The 18,727-nt window shown below is 64.8% G+C and carries 16 protein-coding genes; 10 read left to right on the top strand and 6 right to left on the bottom strand.

The genetic code is table 11. The features are described 5' to 3' along the window. Positions 1–94 precede the first annotated feature (94 nt). The 4 genes from M529_RS33990 to M529_RS33975 all read right to left on the bottom strand — a co-directional run bounded on the left by M529_RS33990 (position 95) and on the right by M529_RS33975 (position 3,983). Complete coding sequence (locus tag M529_RS33990) at positions 95–769, bottom strand: DUF1013 domain-containing protein (RefSeq protein ID WP_021317698.1); 675 nt, start codon at positions 767–769, stop codon at positions 95–97. 190 nt (positions 770–959) lie between these two features. Next, positions 960–1,988, bottom strand: a complete 1,029-nt coding sequence (locus M529_RS33985) for a glycosyltransferase family 4 protein (RefSeq protein WP_021317697.1) — start codon at positions 1,986–1,988, stop codon at positions 960–962. Between the two features lie 16 nt (positions 1,989–2,004). Then, the gene (locus M529_RS33980; protein ID WP_021317696.1) at positions 2,005–2,868 is read right to left on the bottom strand and encodes a UDP-2,3-diacylglucosamine diphosphatase; all 864 of its coding nucleotides are present in this window, start codon (positions 2,866–2,868) and stop codon (positions 2,005–2,007) included. A gap of 107 nt (positions 2,869–2,975) precedes the next feature. After that, positions 2,976–3,983, bottom strand: a complete 1,008-nt coding sequence (locus M529_RS33975; protein WP_031294900.1) for an NAD(P)H-quinone oxidoreductase — start codon at positions 3,981–3,983, stop codon at positions 2,976–2,978. Between the two features lie 101 nt (positions 3,984–4,084). On the opposite strand from M529_RS33975, the gene M529_RS33970 reads away from it, so the two are divergent. The 6 genes from M529_RS33970 (at position 4,085) to M529_RS33950 (ending at position 11,838) form a co-directional block, all read left to right on the top strand. Beyond that, the gene (locus M529_RS33970) at positions 4,085–4,282 is read left to right on the top strand and encodes a DUF1192 domain-containing protein (RefSeq protein WP_021317694.1); all 198 of its coding nucleotides are present in this window, start codon (positions 4,085–4,087) and stop codon (positions 4,280–4,282) included. Between the two features lie 157 nt (positions 4,283–4,439). Continuing rightward, entirely contained in the window at positions 4,440–6,758 is a 2,319-nt protein-coding gene (clpA, locus tag M529_RS33965) for an ATP-dependent Clp protease ATP-binding subunit ClpA (RefSeq protein ID WP_021317693.1), read from the top strand. 176 nt (positions 6,759–6,934) lie between these two features. Beyond that, the gene (locus M529_RS0124545; RefSeq protein ID WP_031294898.1) at positions 6,935–7,639 is read left to right on the top strand and encodes an immunity protein Imm33 domain-containing protein; all 705 of its coding nucleotides are present in this window, start codon (positions 6,935–6,937) and stop codon (positions 7,637–7,639) included. Continuing rightward, on the top strand, positions 7,599–8,282 hold the full coding sequence (locus M529_RS33960) for an esterase/lipase family protein (protein ID WP_236617674.1): 684 nt from the start codon (positions 7,599–7,601) through the stop codon (positions 8,280–8,282). The genes M529_RS0124545 and M529_RS33960 overlap by 41 nt, the downstream gene beginning before the upstream one ends. 93 nt (positions 8,283–8,375) lie before the next feature. Next, a complete protein-coding gene (locus M529_RS33955; RefSeq protein ID WP_051184040.1) occupies positions 8,376–9,626 on the top strand; it encodes a hypothetical protein in 1,251 nt (416 codons plus the stop codon). Between the two features lie 166 nt (positions 9,627–9,792). Beyond that, positions 9,793–11,838 carry a S9 family peptidase gene (locus M529_RS33950; protein WP_021317689.1) on the top strand — a complete coding sequence of 682 codons (2,046 nt, stop codon included), beginning with the start codon at positions 9,793–9,795 and terminating at the stop codon, positions 11,836–11,838. A gap of 18 nt (positions 11,839–11,856) precedes the next feature. On the opposite strand, the gene M529_RS33945 is transcribed toward M529_RS33950, so the two are convergent. Next, on the bottom strand, positions 11,857–13,461 hold the full coding sequence (locus tag M529_RS33945; protein WP_021317688.1) for a M28 family metallopeptidase: 1,605 nt from the start codon (positions 13,459–13,461) through the stop codon (positions 11,857–11,859). A gap of 119 nt (positions 13,462–13,580) precedes the next feature. On the opposite strand from M529_RS33945, the gene M529_RS33940 reads away from it, so the two are divergent. From M529_RS33940 to M529_RS33925, 4 genes are all read left to right on the top strand, one after another. Further along, positions 13,581–14,321 carry a head GIN domain-containing protein gene (locus tag M529_RS33940; protein ID WP_236617673.1) on the top strand — a complete coding sequence of 247 codons (741 nt, stop codon included), beginning with the start codon at positions 13,581–13,583 and terminating at the stop codon, positions 14,319–14,321. Continuing rightward, the gene (locus tag M529_RS33935) at positions 14,309–14,998 is read left to right on the top strand and encodes a GIN domain-containing protein (RefSeq protein WP_021317686.1); all 690 of its coding nucleotides are present in this window, start codon (positions 14,309–14,311) and stop codon (positions 14,996–14,998) included. The genes M529_RS33940 and M529_RS33935 overlap by 13 nt, the downstream gene beginning before the upstream one ends. Positions 14,999–15,155: 157 nt before the next feature. Next, the gene (locus M529_RS33930) at positions 15,156–16,427 is read left to right on the top strand and encodes an ammonium transporter (RefSeq protein ID WP_021317685.1); all 1,272 of its coding nucleotides are present in this window, start codon (positions 15,156–15,158) and stop codon (positions 16,425–16,427) included. A 6-nt stretch (positions 16,428–16,433) separates the two neighbouring features. Continuing rightward, positions 16,434–17,279, top strand: coding sequence for a glycosyltransferase family 2 protein (locus tag M529_RS33925; protein WP_021317684.1), 846 nt, complete (start codon positions 16,434–16,436; stop codon positions 17,277–17,279). On the opposite strand, the gene M529_RS33920 is transcribed toward M529_RS33925, so the two are convergent. After that, a complete protein-coding gene (locus M529_RS33920) occupies positions 17,280–18,611 on the bottom strand; it encodes an MFS transporter (protein WP_021317683.1) in 1,332 nt (443 codons plus the stop codon). Positions 18,612–18,727 lie beyond the last annotated feature (116 nt).

Here is an 18,727-nt window from a genome sequence, read left to right as displayed (position 1 = left end):
AAGCACAGCAAAAAGGCCGCCCCGGAACCCCGGAGCGGCCCATATTTCCCTTGTTTTGCGCGTCCTTTGCCACCCGGCAAATGACGCTACGGCATCATTCCTTGCCGCCGAACGGATCGAGGATCTTCGCGGTTTCGGAGATCAGATTGGCCTCGCTGCGCGCGACTTCCTCGGCGCGCCGGGTGGCGTTCTCACGCTCGCGGCGCAGCTCCTCGATCAGCGCCTCGCGGTCGCCATCCAGGCGCGAGTCGGTCGGCGCCTCGATGCCGGCCTTCTTGGCCGCCTTCGCCACCAGCGCGTCCAGCTCGCGTTGCGAGCAGAGGCCCAGCGTCACTGGATCCTTCGGCACGATGTTGGAGATGTTCCAGTGCGTCCGGTCGCGGATGGCCGCGATCGTGGTGCGGGTGGTGCCGATCAGCTTGCCGATCGCACCGTCCGAGATTTCGGGATGGTTGCGCAGGATCCAGGCGATCCCGTCCGGCTTGTCCTGCCGCTTGCTGACCGGGGTGTAGCGCGGCCCCTTGGTGCGGCGGACGGGTTCCGGCCCTTTCAGCATCTTCAGGCGGTAGTCGGGATTGGCCTCGCCCTTGTGGATCTCCTCCATAGTGATCTCATGCGCACGCACGGGATCCCGGCCGGTATATTTGGTGCCGGCGGTATCGTCGGCAATGGCCTGCACTTCCAGGATGTGGAGCCCGCAGAACTCGGCGATCTGATCGAAGCTGAGCGCCGTATTGTCGACCAGCCAGCTTGCGGTCGCATGGGGCATAAGGGGTTGAGACACGAAACTCTCTCCGGCACTGAACGGCGTTAAAAACAACAAGGGCCGCCCAAGCAGGGCGGCCGCGACGAAGGGGAGATACTGCATGCCGCCGCATCCGGCAAGGAAAAGCGTCAGAGGGCGCTATGTCGATCGGGATGCTGGTTATGGCTGCTGGCCGCTCCAAGCCGCGTTCCGCTCAGGCGACGCTGTCCAGCACCTCGGGGTCGATATTGTAAAGGCCGTTCACGAATTCCTGCGCGCTGCGTTCCCAGCTGAAGCTCCGGCCGTAATCTGCGCAGGCTGCACGGTCGCAACGGAGCGCCGCGGCGATCGCCTCCTCCAGCCGGTCGGACAGCGCGCCCGTATCCGGCGTCACGATGTCCACCGGCCCCGTCACCGGATAGGCCGCCACCGGCGTACCGCATGCCAGCGCCTCGATCATGACCAGGCCAAAGGTATCGGTGCGGCTCGGAAACACGAAGACGTCAGCGCCGGCATAGGCACCCGCCAGCTCCGTCCCGAACAGAGCGCCCAAGAAGCGCGCCTGCGGATAGGCGCGTTCCAGGGCCAGTCGCGCTGGCCCGTCCCCAACCACGACCTTCGTGCCGGGATGCTCAGCGACAAGGAAAGCCTCGAGATTCTTTTCCACCGCTACCCGGCCGACATAGAGCTGGATCGGCCGGGGCAGTTCCGCAAATAGTGCCGGCGGCACGGCAGCCGGCGTGAAGGCGGCAAGGTCCACCCCCCTGCCCCAGGGCCGCACCTGTGCGACCCCATGCGCACGCAACTGCTGCCGCACCGATCCGGTCGACACCAGCACGGCTTGGGCCGGCCCGTGAAACCAGCGTATATAGCTCCAGAACCAGGCGGCGGGCAGGCCGGTGCGCTGCGCCACATAATCCGGAAAATGCGTGTGGTACGCGGTGGTGAACGGCACCCCCATCCGCAGACACCAGCGCCGTGCGGCAAGGCACAGCGGGCCTTCCGTTGCAAGATGCACGGCGTCGGGGCGGAAGGCAGAGATCGCCTGACCCACAACGCTCGATCGAACCAGCGCCAGCCGGATCTCCGGATAGGTCGGGCATGGAATGGAGCCATAGAGATCGGGAGAGATCACCCGCACCTCATGACCCATGCGCTCCAGCTCGGCCCGGATGGTTTGCAGCGTACGGACCACGCCGTTCACCTGGGGCGACCAGGCGTCGGTGACGATGGCGACCCGCATCGGTTCCACGCTCCCGTCAGGCGGCCAGGCGACCAGCCTCGGCCCGCTCCCGCGCGGCGATCTCGTCGGCCCAGTGCAATATTTCCATGCGGCCGTCGAAATGCTCGACCAGCGCGGTGCAGCCTTCGACCCAATCGCCGTCATTATAATATTGCACCCCGGCGATCTCGCGGATTTCCGCATTGTGGATATGGCCGCATACCACGCCGTCGACGCCCCGAGTCCCGGCTTCGTGCGCGACGACATGCTCGAACTTGGAGATGAACTCGACCGCGTTCTTGACCTTGTGCTTGGCCATCTTGCTGAGCGACCAGTACGGTAGCCCCATGCGCTGCCGCACCGCATTCACCAGCACATTGAGGCGCATCATCATGGTGTAGGCGGCGTCCCCCACGAAGGCGAGCCAGCGATGCGCCAGCATGATCGTGTCGAACTCGTCGCCGTGCAGCACCAGCAGCTTGCGGCCGTCGGCGGTCGCGTGGATCGCCTTGCGCCGGATTTCCACCCCGCCGAAGCTCATGCCGGTGAACTGACGGAAAATCTCGTCATGGTTGCCCGGGATATAGACGACCCGTGCGCCGCGCTTGGCGCGCTTCATGATGCGCCACAGGACATCGTTGTGTGCGGCCGGCCAGTAAAAGCGCTTCTTCAGCCGCCAGCCGTCAATGATGTCGCCGACCAGGTACATGGTGTCGCTGTCGACGCTGTCGAGGAAATCGATCAGCATCGTAGCATTGCAGCCGCGCGTGCCCAAGTGGATGTCAGAGATCCAGATCGTGCGGAAACGGCGGCGCTTCCTTTCCTGCTCGGGAATATGGAAGCTTGCTTCCGCGCCATCATCCAGGTCACCCAGGAAGGGCAGGCGCGTCACGCTATTCATGATACGATCCCCAAGGTCCGTTGTCCTTGAGGGAGAATCTATAAAGGCGCTATGTTACAACTCCGCACCGAATATGACGGATATGCTACGGTTTCCGCTCTTTCCACTTATTCGACGGTCAGCACGATCTTGCCGAAATGATCGCCCGCATCCATCCGTTCATGGGCCTTCGCGGCATCGGCCAGAGGAAAGCGCATGTCCATCGCCGGGCGCAGCCGCCCCTGCTCCACGAAAGGCCAGACGACGCGCACCAGCTCGTCAGCGACCAAGCTCTTGAAAGCAGGAGAGCGTGGCCGCAGCGTCGATCCGGTCAAGGTCAGCCGCCGGCTCATCAGCGCGGGCAGGAAGATTTCCGCCTTCGCTCCGCCCTGCACCGCGATCGAGACATGACGACCGTCCTCCGCCAGACAGTCGAGGTTGCGCGGTACATAAGCGCCACCGACCATGTCGAGCACGGCCTGCACCCCCTGCCCGCCCGTGACCCGCCTGACTTCGTCGACGAAATCCTGTGTGCGGTAGTTGATAGCATGGTCCGCGCCCCAGTTCCGCGCCTGGTCGCACTTTCCATCACTGCCGCAAGTGACGATGATCCGGATGTCGAACAACTTGCACAGGCTGATCGCCATGGTACCGATACCACTGGTGCCGCCGTGCACCAGAACGGTGTCGCCTCCCACCGCGTAGGCGCGTTCGAACAGGTTGGTCCACACGGTAAACAGCGTCTCCGGCAGCGCCGCCGCCTCGACAATGTCATAGCTGTCGGGCACCGGCAGACACTGGCCCGCGGGCACTACGGCATATTCGGCATAGCCGCCTCCCGCCAGCAGGGCACAGACCCGCTGGCCCACCAGCATATCCGACCCGTCGCCCGCAGCCACGATAGTTCCAGCGACCTCCAGCCCCGGGATGTCGGACGCGCCGGGCGGCGGCGGATATTTGCCCTGGCGCTGGAGCACGTCGGGCCGGTTGACGCCTGCCGCCGCGATACGGATCAGCACCTCGCCCGGACCGGGAACCGGGACCGGCCGTTTTTCGGGCACCAGCGCATCAGGCCCGCCGGGCACCGGAATGGCGACCGCCGTCATCTCATTGGGTATCGTTGAAGTGTCCGCCATCGTCGCTGCCCCCCGGCCGCAGGAAAGTCTCGCGGCCTGAAATCGGCCGGCTGCGCGCGCCCTTATTGACAGACTGCCCCGCCCGGTCAACATTAGGCTTCATGGACATGGATGACGATCTGCCGCGCAAGGCCGACGATCCCCTGGCCCGGCTTCTGCGCCAGGATCTCGGTCCCTTGTCCGTGGCCGAACTCGAAGCGCGCATCGTCGCGCTGGAGGGGGAAATCGCCCGCATCCGATCGACAATTGAAAGCGCCGTTAACCACAAGGCAAGCGCCGAGGCGTTATTCAAGCGATGAACCGGCGCCTTGCTCCCTGCGGCCCTTCACAAGGGTTCACCGGGTGCGGGCAGTCAGGCAATTCCGGCGACCGGGGGCTGCCCCTTGTGCCGCTGTCGAGCAATGCCGACATAGGGTTCAAGACAGCCCCTATCTGGGGGCCAGGAGTAGTATAGACATGCCATCTTTCGCATCCGCCCTGGAAACCACCCTGCACAATGCGCTGACCCATGCGTCCGAGCGCCGCCACGAATATGCGACACTGGAGCACCTGCTGCTTGCCCTGGTCGATGACGAGCATGCGTCGAAGGTGATGCAGGCCTGTGGCGTGGAACTGGGCGAGTTGGCCGACGCGGTCACCACCTATCTCGATAACGAGCTCGACAGCCTGAAGGTGGAAGGCCAGCCGGACCCCTCCCCGACGAGCGGCTTCCAGCGCGTGGTCCAGCGCGCCATCCTGCACGTCCAGTCCTCGGGTAAGGACGAGGTGACGGGCGCCAACGTCCTCGTCGCCCTGTTCTCCGAACGGGAAAGCTATGCCGTCTATTTCCTGCAGCAGCAGGACATGAGCCGCCTGGATGCCGTGAGCTACATCAGCCACGGCGTCGGCAAGGGCACCCCCGCGCCCGAGCCGCGCGAGACCAAGGGCGCCCAGGAAGAGGAAAAGAAGGCTCAGGACAGCAAGGGCAAGAAGGACAGTGCCTTGGAGCAGTTCACGGTCAACCTCAATGAGAAGGCGATGCGGGGCAAGGTTGACCCGCTGATCGGCCGCGCGGCCGAAGTCGACCGGACGATCCAGATCCTCTGCCGGCGGTCCAAGAACAACCCGCTTTATGTCGGCGATCCGGGCGTGGGCAAGACGGCCATCGCTGAAGGGCTCGCGCGCAAGATCGTGGAAGGCGAGGTGCCCGACGTCCTCAAGGAGGCCGTGATCTACTCGCTCGACATGGGCGCTCTGCTCGCCGGTACCCGCTATCGCGGCGATTTCGAGGAGCGGCTGAAGGCGGTTGTCACCGAACTGGAGAAGATGCCGCACGCGGTGCTCTTCATCGACGAGATCCACACCGTCATCGGCGCCGGCGCGACGAGCGGCGGTGCGATGGACGCGTCGAACCTCCTGAAGCCCGCCCTGTCGGGTGGCACGATCCGCTGCATCGGTTCCACCACCTACAAGGAGTTCCGCAACCATTTCGAGAAGGACCGGGCGCTGCTCCGGCGCTTCCAGAAGATCGATGTGAATGAACCCTCCGTCGAGGACACGATCAAGATCCTGGCTGGCCTGCGCTCGGCCTTCGAGGATCATCACCACGTCAAGTACACGCCGGACGCGATCAAGGCGGCGGTGGAGCTTTCCGCCCGCTACATCAACGACCGCAAGCTCCCCGACAAGGCGATCGACGTGATCGACGAGGTCGGCGCGATGCAGATGCTGGTGGTGCCCTCGAAGCGAAAGAAGACGATCACGCCCAAGGAGATCGAGGCGGTCATCGCCACCATGGCGCGCATCCCGCCCAAGACCGTGTCCGCCGACGACAAGTCGGTGCTGGGATCGCTCGACACCGATCTGAAGCGCGTCGTGTTCGGCCAGGACAAGGCAATCGAGGTGCTCTCCAGCGCGATCAAGCTGTCGCGCGCGGGGCTGCGCGATCCGGACAAGCCGATCGGCAACTATCTCTTCTCCGGCCCCACCGGCGTCGGCAAGACGGAGGTCGCGCGTCAGCTCGCCAACCTGCTCGGTATCCCGCTTCAGCGCTTCGACATGTCGGAATATATGGAACGGCACTCGGTCAGCCGCCTGATCGGCGCGCCTCCGGGCTATGTCGGCTATGACCAGGGCGGGCTGCTGACCGATGCGGTCGACCAGAACCCGCATAGCGTGCTGCTGCTGGACGAAATCGAGAAGGCCCATCCGGACCTGTTCAACATCCTGCTGCAGGTGATGGACAATGGCCGCCTGACCGACCACCACGGCAAGACGGTCGATTTCCGCAACACCATCCTCATCATGACCACCAATGCCGGTGCGTCGGACATGGCAAAGGAAAGCATCGGCTTTGGCGAACTGACCCGCGAGGACGTGCAGGAGGACGCGGTGAAGAAGCTCTTCACCCCCGAGTTCCGCAACCGCCTCGATGCGGTGGTGCCCTTCGGCTATCTGCCGCCGGAGATCGTCGCGCGCGTCATCGACAAGTTCGTGCTGCAGCTGGAGCTGCAGCTCGCCGACCGCGACGTCCATATCACGCTGGACGACGAGGCGAAGGCCTGGCTCACCAAGCGCGGTTACGACAAGCTGTATGGCGCGCGCCCGATGGGACGCCTGATGCAGGAGAAGATCAAGCAGCCGCTGGCCGAAGAACTGCTGTTCGGCAAGCTGGTCCACGGCGGCGAGGTCCATGTCCACCTGAAGGACGATGCCCTTGCCTTCGAGATCACGCCCGCCGCGCCCAAGAAGGGCAAGAAGGGCGGCAAGGCCAAGACCGCCGAAAGCACGAAATAAGCGCCTTTATCAGGACAAAGAAAGGGCGGCCTGCGAAGGTCGCCCTTTCTGCATGAAAACCCTTCTCCCAGGGAGAAGGACATGAAGCCTTAGACCGCAGGGCTCAGGCGAAGTCCGATGAGGGGCTACGAGGGACGCTATTGCCTCAGTCGCAACCGCCGCTAATGTCACTTGTCATGCGTCTCACGGGTCGCCTCCATAATCTCCGCCGCCGCTTCATCGGCTCATGGTCAATCGACGATCCGCGCCCAATTCAAGCCAAAGCACCCTACACTTTTTTCCTGCCGTCCGAGGGTCGGATTGAAGCGCTACGGCCCGGTGACCTCGTAAAGCTGGTGATCCGCAGTCACCCGCCGGGCCTCGAATGGGACGCCGAACGCATGTGGGTGGAGGTGAAGAGCATCGCGCCGGAAGGATGGACCGGCACATTGGCGAATACGCCTTCAGACATGCCCCAGTTGCATAAAGGCGCTCTGCTCGAATTCCAGCCTTTTCACATTATTGACCTTATCTATGAAGGCCACAGAGACGTATCGCCCGATCCTCCCAACCGCGAATATTGGGATCGGTGCATGGCCGACAGCTGCGTACTCAATGACGGCGTACCGGTCTATTTCGTCTATCGCGAACAGCCGGACATGGCTGACGAACACGACGAGCATCCCGACAGCGGATGGCGGATCCGGGGCGATTATCGTGATCTGAGCGACGATGAGATCAAAGGCCGTACCGCGGAATATATAGCCATCGGTAAAGTGTTGAACGCCGATGACAGCTGGTTGCATTTGATCGACAGGCCGATCGGATCGGCGTGGCTTCGCAACTTCGACACAGGGGAATATGAGCCGCTGGACGACGATGGCGGCAATGCCCGGTCCTGAATCCGTCATCCTTCTTCACGGCTTCGGCGGCCACCCGCTTCAAACCGCCCTACTCGCCCGCCGCCTGCGCGAGTCCGGCTATGATGTCGCCAACATCGGCTATCCCAGCTGGCGCTGGCCGATCACCCGCGTCCTCGATCATCTCCATCACCGCATCGCAGTCAGCGCGGTGCAGGAAGCATCCGCCGTTCATTTCGTCGGCCACTCGATGGGCGGCCTGCTGTTGCGCGCCTATCTCACCCGCCACAGCCCCGGCCATCTCGGCCGCGTCGTCATGCTCGGTACGCCCCATGGCGGCAGCGAACTGGCAGACCTTTGCTATCGGCTGCGCCTCGACCGCCCGATCCTGAACCAGGCCAGCGCCCTACTTCGCACGCATCGCGACCCCGCCACGCAGGCGTTGTTCGGCACAGTCGACTATCCACTCGGCATCATCGCCGGTGACCGTCCGATGGTCGGGGCGATCCCTGCCTTTCTCTTCCGCGCACCCAATGACGGCAAGGTCAGTGTCGCCGCGACCCACTGCCCCGGTGAAAGCGATCATCTGGTGATGCCCGTCGCGCACACGGCAATGATCTACAGTCGCACCGTCGCGGACCAGATCGCGCATTTCCTATGCTACGGTTCCTTTCGCCGCGCCTGAGCTTTCCCCTCCCCCGCCACGGCAATCTCTGCTACATGCCGTCTTCCAGAAAAAAGGTCGCATCTCTTCCGCAACGATCAAGGAACAGATGTCGTGCGTCATTTTCTTTCTCCGCGCTTCGCTCGCGGCGTTCTTTGCCTTTCTCCTCTCGCTTTCCTCGCCACACCGGGTTCGAGCCAGCAAAATGGTGGTCCCATCGCCCGCTATTCCATGGATGTCGGCACCATGTCCGGCATGGCGGCGATGGCCGGCGGCGGTGGCGGCATGGGCGGCGCGATGGGCATGATGTTCGGCGGCCGCGGCAACCAGGCCATGCATGAGCTGGTGCTGCGCCTCGGTTCAACCCAGGCGCCTGCCGGAGGCGCCCCCAAGGCCGACCATTTCATGCCCGCCATCGCCGGGCTGGGCGCTTCCGTCCCGCTCGTCACCCCGCGCGTCACGCCCAGCGAGGGCGAGACCATCCCCGGTGAGCGTCCGAAGGGCCGTCTGCTTATCTACTGGGGCTGCGGCGCGAAGGCGGCTGCCGGCCAGCCAGTGGTCGTCGACTTCGCCAAGGTCGCGAAGGGGCAGATTCCGCCCGGCCTTTACATGAACGCGGGCAGCGTGCCGCAGGAATGGCAGGTGCGTTTCAACAACAGCAAGACCTATGGCGAATGGCCCAATGGACAGACCCGCAAGGTTGTGGGCCCGGATGCTTCGCTGATCGGCGACCACCGCATCGCCGGCAACTACGCGCCGGAGATCAAGTTCGCACTCAATCAGGACTTCATGCCGCCGATCACCGGCCGTTCGCGCGCTGCGGCGGGCGGTGCAACCGAATTGACCTGGAACGCAGTGCCGAAGGCGACAGGCTATTATGCCTGGGTGTTCAGCGCCAAAGAGGGCGGCGACATGGTCTGGTGGGCGTCGTCGGCCAGCCAGGCCTTCGGCGGCCCCGTCTGGGACTGGCTGTCGCCCGCCGCGGTCCAGTCGCTGATCGGCAAGAAGATCGTGATGCCGCCGACGCAGACCAGCTGCACCGTCCCGGCCGAGGTCCAGCAATCGGGCGGCGAGTTCATGATGGGGACGCTTTATGCCTATGGGCCCGAGGCGAACTTCGTCTACCCGCCTCGCCCAGCCGATCCCAAGATCATCTGGAAACCCGAATGGATCGCCCGCGTCCGCTATCGCGCCAACACCATGTGGATGCTGAACGGCCCCGACATGGGCGCGATGATGAGCCAGCGCGGCGGCGACGAGGATGAGCCAGAGGGGGCTCAGCAGCAGCGCCCTGCCCCGAAGAAGAAGAAATGCGGCAGCGGCCTGGGCGGAATGCTGGCGGGCGCCATGGGCTCGGGCTGCTGACCTCCTGTCCTCAGGGAGAGAACTGTCGAAGGCCCCTTCCTTTAAGAAAGGAAGGGGCCTTCGACTGTTTCGGCGCGAGCAGGGCGGGATGGGACAAACCGTTCCGCTTGAAAACGGGGCAGAAACAGGCAAGTCTGGCCGCATTGAAACCGCTTGAGGTCCATCCATGCTGCACAAGACTCTGCCCGCGCTGCTTCTCGGCGCGGCGCTGCTGCCCATGTCCGTCTCTGCCCAGACCGCCCCGGCCTCCCGTTTCGAGGGCCGCGATATCTTCGCGCTTCAGGTTGCGGCAGACCCTCAGATCAGCCCGGACGGCAAGACGGTCGCCTATGTGCGCCGCCAGGGCGACATCATGACGGATCGGCAGAAGGGCGCGATCTGGCTGGTCGATACCGCGACGGGGGCGCAGCGCCCACTCGTCCCCGACGCGAGCCAGCCCCGCTGGTCGCCCGACGGCAAGCGGCTCGCTTATATTGCCCAGGATCCGAAAGGGAATGCTCAGCTCTTCGTGCGCTGGATGGACAGCGACGCTGTGGTTCGCATCACCACCCTGCCCGACAGCCCGCAATCGGTTACTTGGTCGCCCGACGGCCGCAGCATCGCCTATATCATGCGTGTCCCAGGCGAGCCGATGAAGCTCGGCAAAGCGCCCGACAAGCCCGAGGGCGCCGAGTGGGCCAAGCCGCTCGAAGTCATCGACCGCGTCGATTATCGCAATGATGGTGGCGGCTATGTCCAGCCGGGCTACGACCATATCTTCCTGGTTTCGGCGGACGGCGGACCGCCCCGTCAACTGAGCTTCGGCGATTATCAGGACGGCGGGCCGCTGAGCTGGACGCCCGACGGCCGTACCCTGCTTTTCAGCGCAGTGCGCAAGCCCGATTGGCAGCATAATGTCTTCGACCCGGAAATCTATGCGCTGGACGTGGCTTCGGGCGCGATCGCACCGCTTACCAGCCGCGAAGGCCCCGATGGCGCGCCGGTGGTCTCTCCCGACGGATCGAAGATCGCCTATCTCGGCTTCGACGACAAGCGCCTGTCCTATCAGAACACGCTGCTCTACGTCATGAACCGCGACGGCAGTGCGCCTCGCGCGATCACCGCCGGTTTCGATGGCAGCATCGATCGCGCCGTCTGGGCGGCCGACAGCCGCTCGCTCTATGCCCAATATGACGAACGCGGGGTCAACCGGGTTGCGCGCATCACCCTCGATGGCAAGGTCACGGAGCTTGCGAGCGGCCTTACCGGCACCGCATTCGATCGTCCCTATAGCGGTGGCGAATTCACCGTGTCGAAGGGCGGCGCAATTGCTTTTACCAGCGGCTCCGCTCTTCAGCCGGCCGAACTGTCCGTGCTGACCGGCAGCAAGGCCCGCCAGCTCACCCATCTCAACGAAGGCTTCCTGGCGTCCAAGACGCTGGGTCAGGTTCGCGAGCTGGCGGTCAAGGCGCCGGACGGGCGCGAGGTGCCTGCGTGGCTCATCACCCCGCCAGGATACCAGCCGGGCACGCGCGTTCCACTGGTGCTGGAGATCCATGGCGGCCCGCACACTGCCTATGGCCCCCATTTCTCGACCGATGACCAGCTCTATGCGGCCGCCGGCTATGCCGTGCTCTACACCAACCCACGGGGCTCGACGTCCTATGGCGAGGCATTCGCCCAACTCATCCATCATAAATATCCCGGCGACGATTATGGCGACCTGATGGCAGCGGTCGATGCAGCGATCGCGTCGGGCGTCGCCGATCCGGGCAATCTGTTCGTGACAGGCGGATCGGGCGGTGGCGTGCTGACGAGCTGGATCGTCGGAAAGACCGATCGCTTCAAAGGCGCAGCCACGCAGAAGCCGGTCATCAACTGGATCAGCGAGGCGCTGACCATGGACAATACCCTTTTCACCTCGCGCTACTGGTTCCCCAAGAAACCTTGGGAAGATCCGATGGGTTACTGGAGCCGATCGCCGCTCAGCCTGGTCGGGAACGTCAAGACACCCACGCTTGTCGTAGTCGGCAGCGAGGACTATCGGACCCCGGTCAGCGAGGCGGAGCAATATTATGCAGCGCTGCAGATCCAGGGGGTGCCGACTGCGCTGGTGAAGGTGCCCGGCGCCAGCCATGGCGGCATCGCCGCCCGCCCGTCGCAGTCCGCCGCCAAGGCGGCGGCCATCATAGCCTGGTTCGATCGCTATCGCGGGAAAGCCGCCCCTCAATAGCGGCTCGCCGCCTGGCCGTCATTTCGCGAACCGCTTGAAGAAGCTGTCGTCGTTCCAGGCCGGACGCCGGGGGCTGTTCGCGACCCGCAGGGCGACGGCGGTGACATAGGCATTCAGCTTGGCTGTCTCTGCAGGCATGACCGACTGCTTCGGATCGTCGGATGGCGAATGGTAGATGTTGGCCCGCCAGGCCTTCTCCACTTCCGCCTCCGGCGTGCCGGCCTTGAACCCATATTTGAAAAATAGCGCGGGGATGCCTTCGCGAATGAAGGCATATTGATCAGAACGGATGAAGACGTTGCGATCCGGGAACGGGTCCGGCCAGATCGGCAGGCCCATCTGCGCGCTCACCGCCTCTGCATCCTTGCCCAGCGAGCTCTGGTCATAGCCGATGGGTGTGACCGCCTTCAGAGGGAAGATCGGCAGTGCCATGTCGAAATTGAGGTCGGCGACGATTGCCTGCTGCGGCACCGTTGGCCGCTTCGCGAAATAGCGCGCACCGAGCAGGCCCTTTTCTTCCGCCGTGACGATGGCGAAGAGGATGGAGCGCTTCGGCTTCTCCTTGCCCGCCTTCAGTGCCTTGGCGATCTCGATCAGGCTGGCGACGCCCGATGCGTTGTCGAGCGCCCCGTTGTAGATGCCGTCGCCGTTCACGGACGTGCCGATGCCGTAGCCGTCGAGGTGGGCGGACAGGACGACATACTCGCTTTTCAGCCTGGGATCGCTGCCCGGCAGGACGGCGACGATGTTGGACGAGGCGACATCGCGCCGCTGGGCCGCGACCTGCGCCTTGAACCGCTGGGTCAGGGCAAAGCCCTTGATGGGCGCCGACGCATCGGCCGCGTCGGCGATCTTCGCGAAGTCCTGGCCCGATCCGGCGAAGAGCAGCGCCGACTTGGCGGGATCCAGCTGGGCGCCGAGGAAGGGCTCCTGAGTTTCGCGCAACACCGCATCGGCGAAATAAAGCGCGGGCGCCCCGGCCAGGTTCACACGGCGGTTCCAGGGAATTTCCACCTGCTTGGGCGTCACCAGGCTGATCAGCCCTAGCGCCCCCTGCGAGGCGAGCCAGGTCGCCCGTTCCGACCGGGCGTGGGACTTCAGCGCGCCCGACAGGGCTGAAGGACCGCCCGATATCACGACGACGATCTTGCCGCGCACGTCCAGCCCCGCGAAATCGTCATAGCCCGCGTCCGGCAGATGGAGGCCGTAGCCCGCAAAGACCATGGGGGCATCGATGCTTTCCGGCACCGGGCCGCCGCCGCCCGAAAAGATGAGGTCACCCGGCACCGCTAGCGGCGTTTCTCCCTGCGCGCCGATCAACGACGCGCTGCTCCGGTCCGACTGGACGATCTGCTCCACGAAAGCGACTGGTTGCTTGAAGCCGTCGATCCCGCCAGGCTTCAGGCCGATCCGCCGAAACTGGGCGATCACATAGTCGGCCGCGCGGTCGTAGCCCGGCGTGCCGGTTCCCCGGCCCTCCATGTCGTCAGCTGCCAGGATCTCCACATGGCGCCTCCAGGCGGCGCCTGCATCGCCCTGGGCAGACGCCGCGCCTCCCTGCGCGGTCGCCGTAGTAGCCAGCAGGACGGGAAGCAGGGAAAGACCAAGAGAAGCACGGAGCATATCGGTGAGATCCTGTTGTGGAAGGCTGCCATATTTGCCTGCTCTCGTCCGACGAACAAGGGGGTTGGAACCGCCATCGAGATGGCGTATTACATGAACAACACAGTATGGAGATGCAGATGCCTCGCCTCACTTTCCTGCCCGCCTTGATGCTTGTCGGCCTCGCGCTGGTTCCGGCCGGATGTTCGCAAGGTGCAGAACGACATGGCACCGAATCGGACAGCACCGCGCCGCAGGACTGGGGCAGCCTGAAAAACTTCACCGGCATCGATGCCACCGGCCCGGACGACGTCATCATCACCATCGGTAGCGGTTTCTCGGTGAAGGCCGAGGGTGATCCCAAGGTACTGCAGCGGCTCGACATCCGTGTGGATGGCGACACGCTGGAAATCGGTCGGAAGAAGCGGTTCGGCCTCGGCTGGAGCGAGGGCAATGGTGCGACCATCCGCGTCACCCTGCCGCGTCTGGACGACATCTCTCTCACAGGATCAGGCGACGTGGAGGTCGACAAGGCGGAAGGCGCGTCGCTGGAGGCGGAGCTGACCGGCTCAGGAAATCTTAAGGTCGGCGCGGCAAAGGTCGGGACGCTGGACGCGGAGATCACCGGATCGGGCGATCTGTCGATGGGCGGCACTGCCGAAACGGCCGAGGTCTCCGTCACCGGATCGGGCAATTTTGCCGGCAAGGGATTGCACGTCCGTCGGGCCAAGGTATCCATCCTTGGATCGGGCAACAGCGATTTCGCGTCGGATGGGCCGGTCGACATCAGCATCATGGGCTCGGGCAACGTCACGGTGAAAGGCAGGGCACAGTGCAAGAGCAGCGTCATGGGATCCGGCGAGGCGCGTTGCGCGCCCTGACGCTCTGCGCGACCTTGGGGCTTGTCGCGCCGGCGCAGGCGGCGACACGCGGTTATACGATCACGAGCTTTGACGCGGTTCGGGTAGATGCGCCGGTGACGGTGGTCATCACGACAGGCGGCGGTGTGTCCGCCCGGGCGGAAGGAGATCAAGCGGCGCTCGACCGGCTGCGGGTCGATGTGTCGGGACGGTTGCTGACCATATCGATGGAACGAGGACAAGCCGGGGCGAAGGCCCCGGGCGGAGCGACGCTGCGCATGTCGACGGGAGAGATCGGCCGGATCATCCTGTCTGGGGGCGGATCGGTGTCGGTTGATCGGATGAAGGGGCAGCGGGGCCAGATCGCGATCGGCGGCAACGGCGATCTGACGGTCGGTGCCGTGCAGCTCGACCAGTTGTTCCTGAACCTGGCGGGGGGCGGCAAGGCCGTGCTCAATGGACAGGCTGGCGTGGCGGAAATCCATGTATCCGGACCGGGTGCCGTGCTGGCGGAGGGGCTGCGCACGCGGCAGGCGATTGTGGGCAATGAAGGCGCCGGCAGCATCGCGCTGACAGCCGACGTCGCAGCCAAGGTGATCGCCGCTGGCTCCGGCGATGTGATGGTGGCAGGAAAGGCGGCGTGCACGGTCGACAATCGGGGGACCGGACGCGTCTCGTGCGGGGGTGAGGATTACTAGGCCCGCCTGCCAACGGTCGGCATAGGTCGTCCAGGGCATTGTTCGTAACGCCGCGAAAGCCGCCACCGCGAAGACATCTCTGCGCTCCCTGCGGCTTATCGAAGTCTTTACCCACGCCGGTTTAGAAAAGGCGCCGATAACCTTAGCGGACCTCACCATGCGCCCTGCTGCCGCCCTGCCCATTTTTGTCGCCTCGGTTCTGCCCTCCCCTGCCTTGGCCCAGGTCGCAGCTGCCGACAGTGGCGACACCGGCTGGATGATCCTGTGCGCTATGCTGGTGCTGCTGGCGGCACTTCCTGGCCTGCTGCTGCGCCATGCGGGCATAGTGAACGTACGCAACGCGCTGTCCGTCGCGGCACAGGGCCTGGTAGCCATAGCCGGCATTTCGCTCGCCTGGGGAATTGCGGGATATAGTCTGGCTTACGCGCCGGGAAGCGCTTGGCTGGGAGGCGGCGGCAACCTCCTGCTTACCGGGCTGGGAGTGCTGCGCGACGGGCTGACGGTGCCTGAATCCGCCTTCGTGCTGTTCCAGATGACGCTTGCGCTCTTCAGCGGAACGCTCCTCATCGGCGCAGTGGCGGAACGTGCGCGCTTCGGCTGGATAATCGGCTTCGCCCCCTTGTGGCTGCTGATCGTCTATGCGCCGATCGCACATTGGGCCTGGGGCGGCGGCTGGCTCGCGGACGCAGGAGTGATGGATTTCGCGGGCGGACTTGTGGTGCAGGGCACGGCCGGCTTCTCCGCCCTTGCCCTGGCGCTGATTGCGGGGCGACGGCGCGAGCCATCCGATCCCGGCCATGCGCCGGTGCTGAGCCTGGCGGGCGGCGCGCTGCTGTGGGTCGGCTGGGCCGGCATCATCGGCGGCTGGGCGCTGGGCGCGACCGACGATGCGGCGGCGGCGATCCTGAACATGCATTTCGCCGCCTGCACGGCGGCGCTGGCCTGGGCATTTCTTGACCGGTTGCTGGCGGGTCGGACGAGCGCAACCGGTGTGACGGCGGGTGCGATGGCAGGGCTAGCCGGGATTTCCGCTTCAGCTGCACTGGTGGGCACTGGTGGGGCGATGTTGATTGGTGCGGTCACAGCCTGCGTCTGCCGCATCGGCTGGGGTGCGCTACGCCACCGGGTCGATGATCCCGCAGGCGTGTTCGTCCTGCACGGGCTGGGCGGTATTACCGGGATGCTGCTGCTGCCGATCTTCGTGCTGCCGCTGCTGGGCGGCGTGGGTTTCGATACGGGGATCACCTTGACGGGCTCCCTAATCAGCCAGCTGGTCGGCATCGCGATCGTCGGGCTGTGGGCCATGGTCGGCTCAGCCATCGCCGCGCTGATCGTCTCCATGGTCATTCCCATGCGCGTGGATGCGCAGCAGGAAACCGACGGGCTCGACATTGCGCAGCATGGCGAGCAGGGCTGGGATTTCCGCTGAGCCGCCATGAAAGTCGCGGTCGCCATCTTCGCACATCAGGAGGAACGGCGGATCGGCGCGTGCCTCTCTTCCTTACCGCTCGACCGGGCGGAGACGATCTTTCACATCCTGGTGAACGGATCGACCGATGCCACCGCCGACCGCGCGCGGACACGTGCGGGCGGGCGGTCGAACGTCATCGTTCATGACATCGCCGCGGGCGGCAAGTCGCGCACCTGGAATCATTTCATCCACGCCCTGTTGACGGGGGACGAGGACGCCGTCGTCCTACTGGATGGCGATGCGGAGATCGTTGCGGGATCGATCGATGCGCTGGTGGAGACGCTGAAGACCTGTCCACAAGCCAATGCTGTTGCCGGCATGCCGGTCAACGGCCGACAGGTCGAACTGTACCGGCGCAATCTGAAGATCGAAGGCGGGCTGTTTGGCGATCTCTATGCGCTGTCGGGGCGGTTCGTCGGTATGATCCGTGCGCGCGGACTGCGCCTGCCCGATGATCTGATCGGCGACGACGGGCTGGTGGCGGCCTGGGCGCATACCGACCTGCAGACCGACCATGGCTGGGTGATGGAGCGGGTCGCCGCCTGCGAGGCTGCCGGTTTCGCCTGCGAGCCTGTCCGACTGACCCAGCCGTCCACATGGCGGATGCAGTATAAGCGGATGATCAACTATTCGGTGCGCTTCTACCAGAACCGCATCATATCCGACATCATGGCGCGGGAGGGGCCGGACGGGCTGCCGCCGAGGCTGGGCGCCCTATACGGCGAATGGCTGCCGCGCTTTCGCCCCCGCCCGCTGCCGACGGGCTGGTTCGACCGCAAGGCGCTGGCACGGATGCGCGCGGCCGCCTGATCAGCGGTCCTTGCCCGCCAGCTCTTTGTTGATGAAGAGCGCCACGGCAGTCACGATCGCGCCCGAAAGCAGATAGACGCCGGAGGCCGCCAGTCCGAAGGTGACGGACAGCGCGAGCGCGACAAGCGGCGCGAAGCCGGCGCCCACCAGCCAGGCAAGATCGGACGTCAGCGCCGATCCGGTATAGCGGGTCGAGGTCGAGAAGTTCGATGCCACCACGCCAGACGACTGGCCGAAGCTGAGGCCCAGCAGCATGAAGCCCAGCACCATGAAGGCGACTTCGGACAGGTCGCCACCGTTCAGCAGCAGGGGCGCAGCGACCGAGAAGATCGCGATGCCGGCGGCCGACCAGCCGAGCAAGGTACGGCGGCCGACCTGGTCCGCGACGAATCCAGAGACGATGACGGCGAGGATACCGACGCAGGCGCCGATCATCTCGATACCGAGAAAGCGTTCGAGCGGCTGGCGGGTGTAAAGCGCAATCCAGGAAAGCGGGAATACCGTCACCATATGGAACAGCGCGAAGCTGGCGAGCGGAGCGAAGGCGCCGATCACGATGTTCCGGCCGTCGCTGCGGATGGTCTCCATGACCGGAGAGGGCTGGAGCTCGCGGGCATGAAACAGTCGCTCGAACTCGTGCGTCACCACGATGCGCAGGCGGGCGAACAGTGCCACCACGTTGATCGCGAAGGCGACGAAGAAGGGATAGCGCCAACCCCAGTCGAGGAAATCCGCGCGCGACAGAGTGGAGAGGAAGAAGGAGAAGAGGCCGCTCGCCACCAGCAGCGCGATCGGCGCACCCAGCTGCGGCATCATCGCATACCAGCCGCGCTTGTTACGCGGCGCGTTCAATGAAAGCAGGGAGGCGAGGCCGTCCCACGTCCCGCCCAGCGCCACGCCCTGTCCCCCGCGGAACAGCGCCAGCAGCACGGCCGACCAGTGTCCGATAGTGTCATAGCCCGGCAGAAATGCGATCGCCGCGGTCGATCCGCCCAGCAGGAACAGCGCAATGGTGAGCTTTACACCGCGGCCATAGGCGCGGTCGATCGCCATGAAGAGGAAGGAGCCGATGGGGCGTGTCATGAAGGCCAGCGCGAAGATCGCAAACGACCAGAGCGTGCCGGCAAGCGGGGTCAGATAGGGAAAGACGTGCGCCGGAAAGACGATGCAGGATGCGATCGCATAGACAAAGAAGTCGAAGAATTCGGAGGTGCGGCCGATGATGACGCCGATCGCGATCTCGCCCGGCGCGATCTTCTTTTCGCGGGCATTGATCACGCGAGCGTCGCGTTCCATCGCTGTGGAATGGGGCGTGGTGGTCGCGGACGTCATCGGCTATTCCTGGCGTTGATTGAGTGGGAACGACTCATCGCTGCACATGTTGCAGCATAGCGAATCGTTCCAGTGGTCGAAACGGCAATGCCCCATTTTGCAGTTGCGAGGGGATA

Origin of the sequence: Sphingobium ummariense RL-3, assembly GCF_000447205.1 — a bacterium.
Taxonomy (GTDB): domain Bacteria; phylum Pseudomonadota; class Alphaproteobacteria; order Sphingomonadales; family Sphingomonadaceae; genus Sphingobium; species Sphingobium ummariense.
The sequence above is the reverse complement of the archived record's forward strand: the minus strand, read 5'-3'. Positions and strand labels throughout refer to the sequence as shown.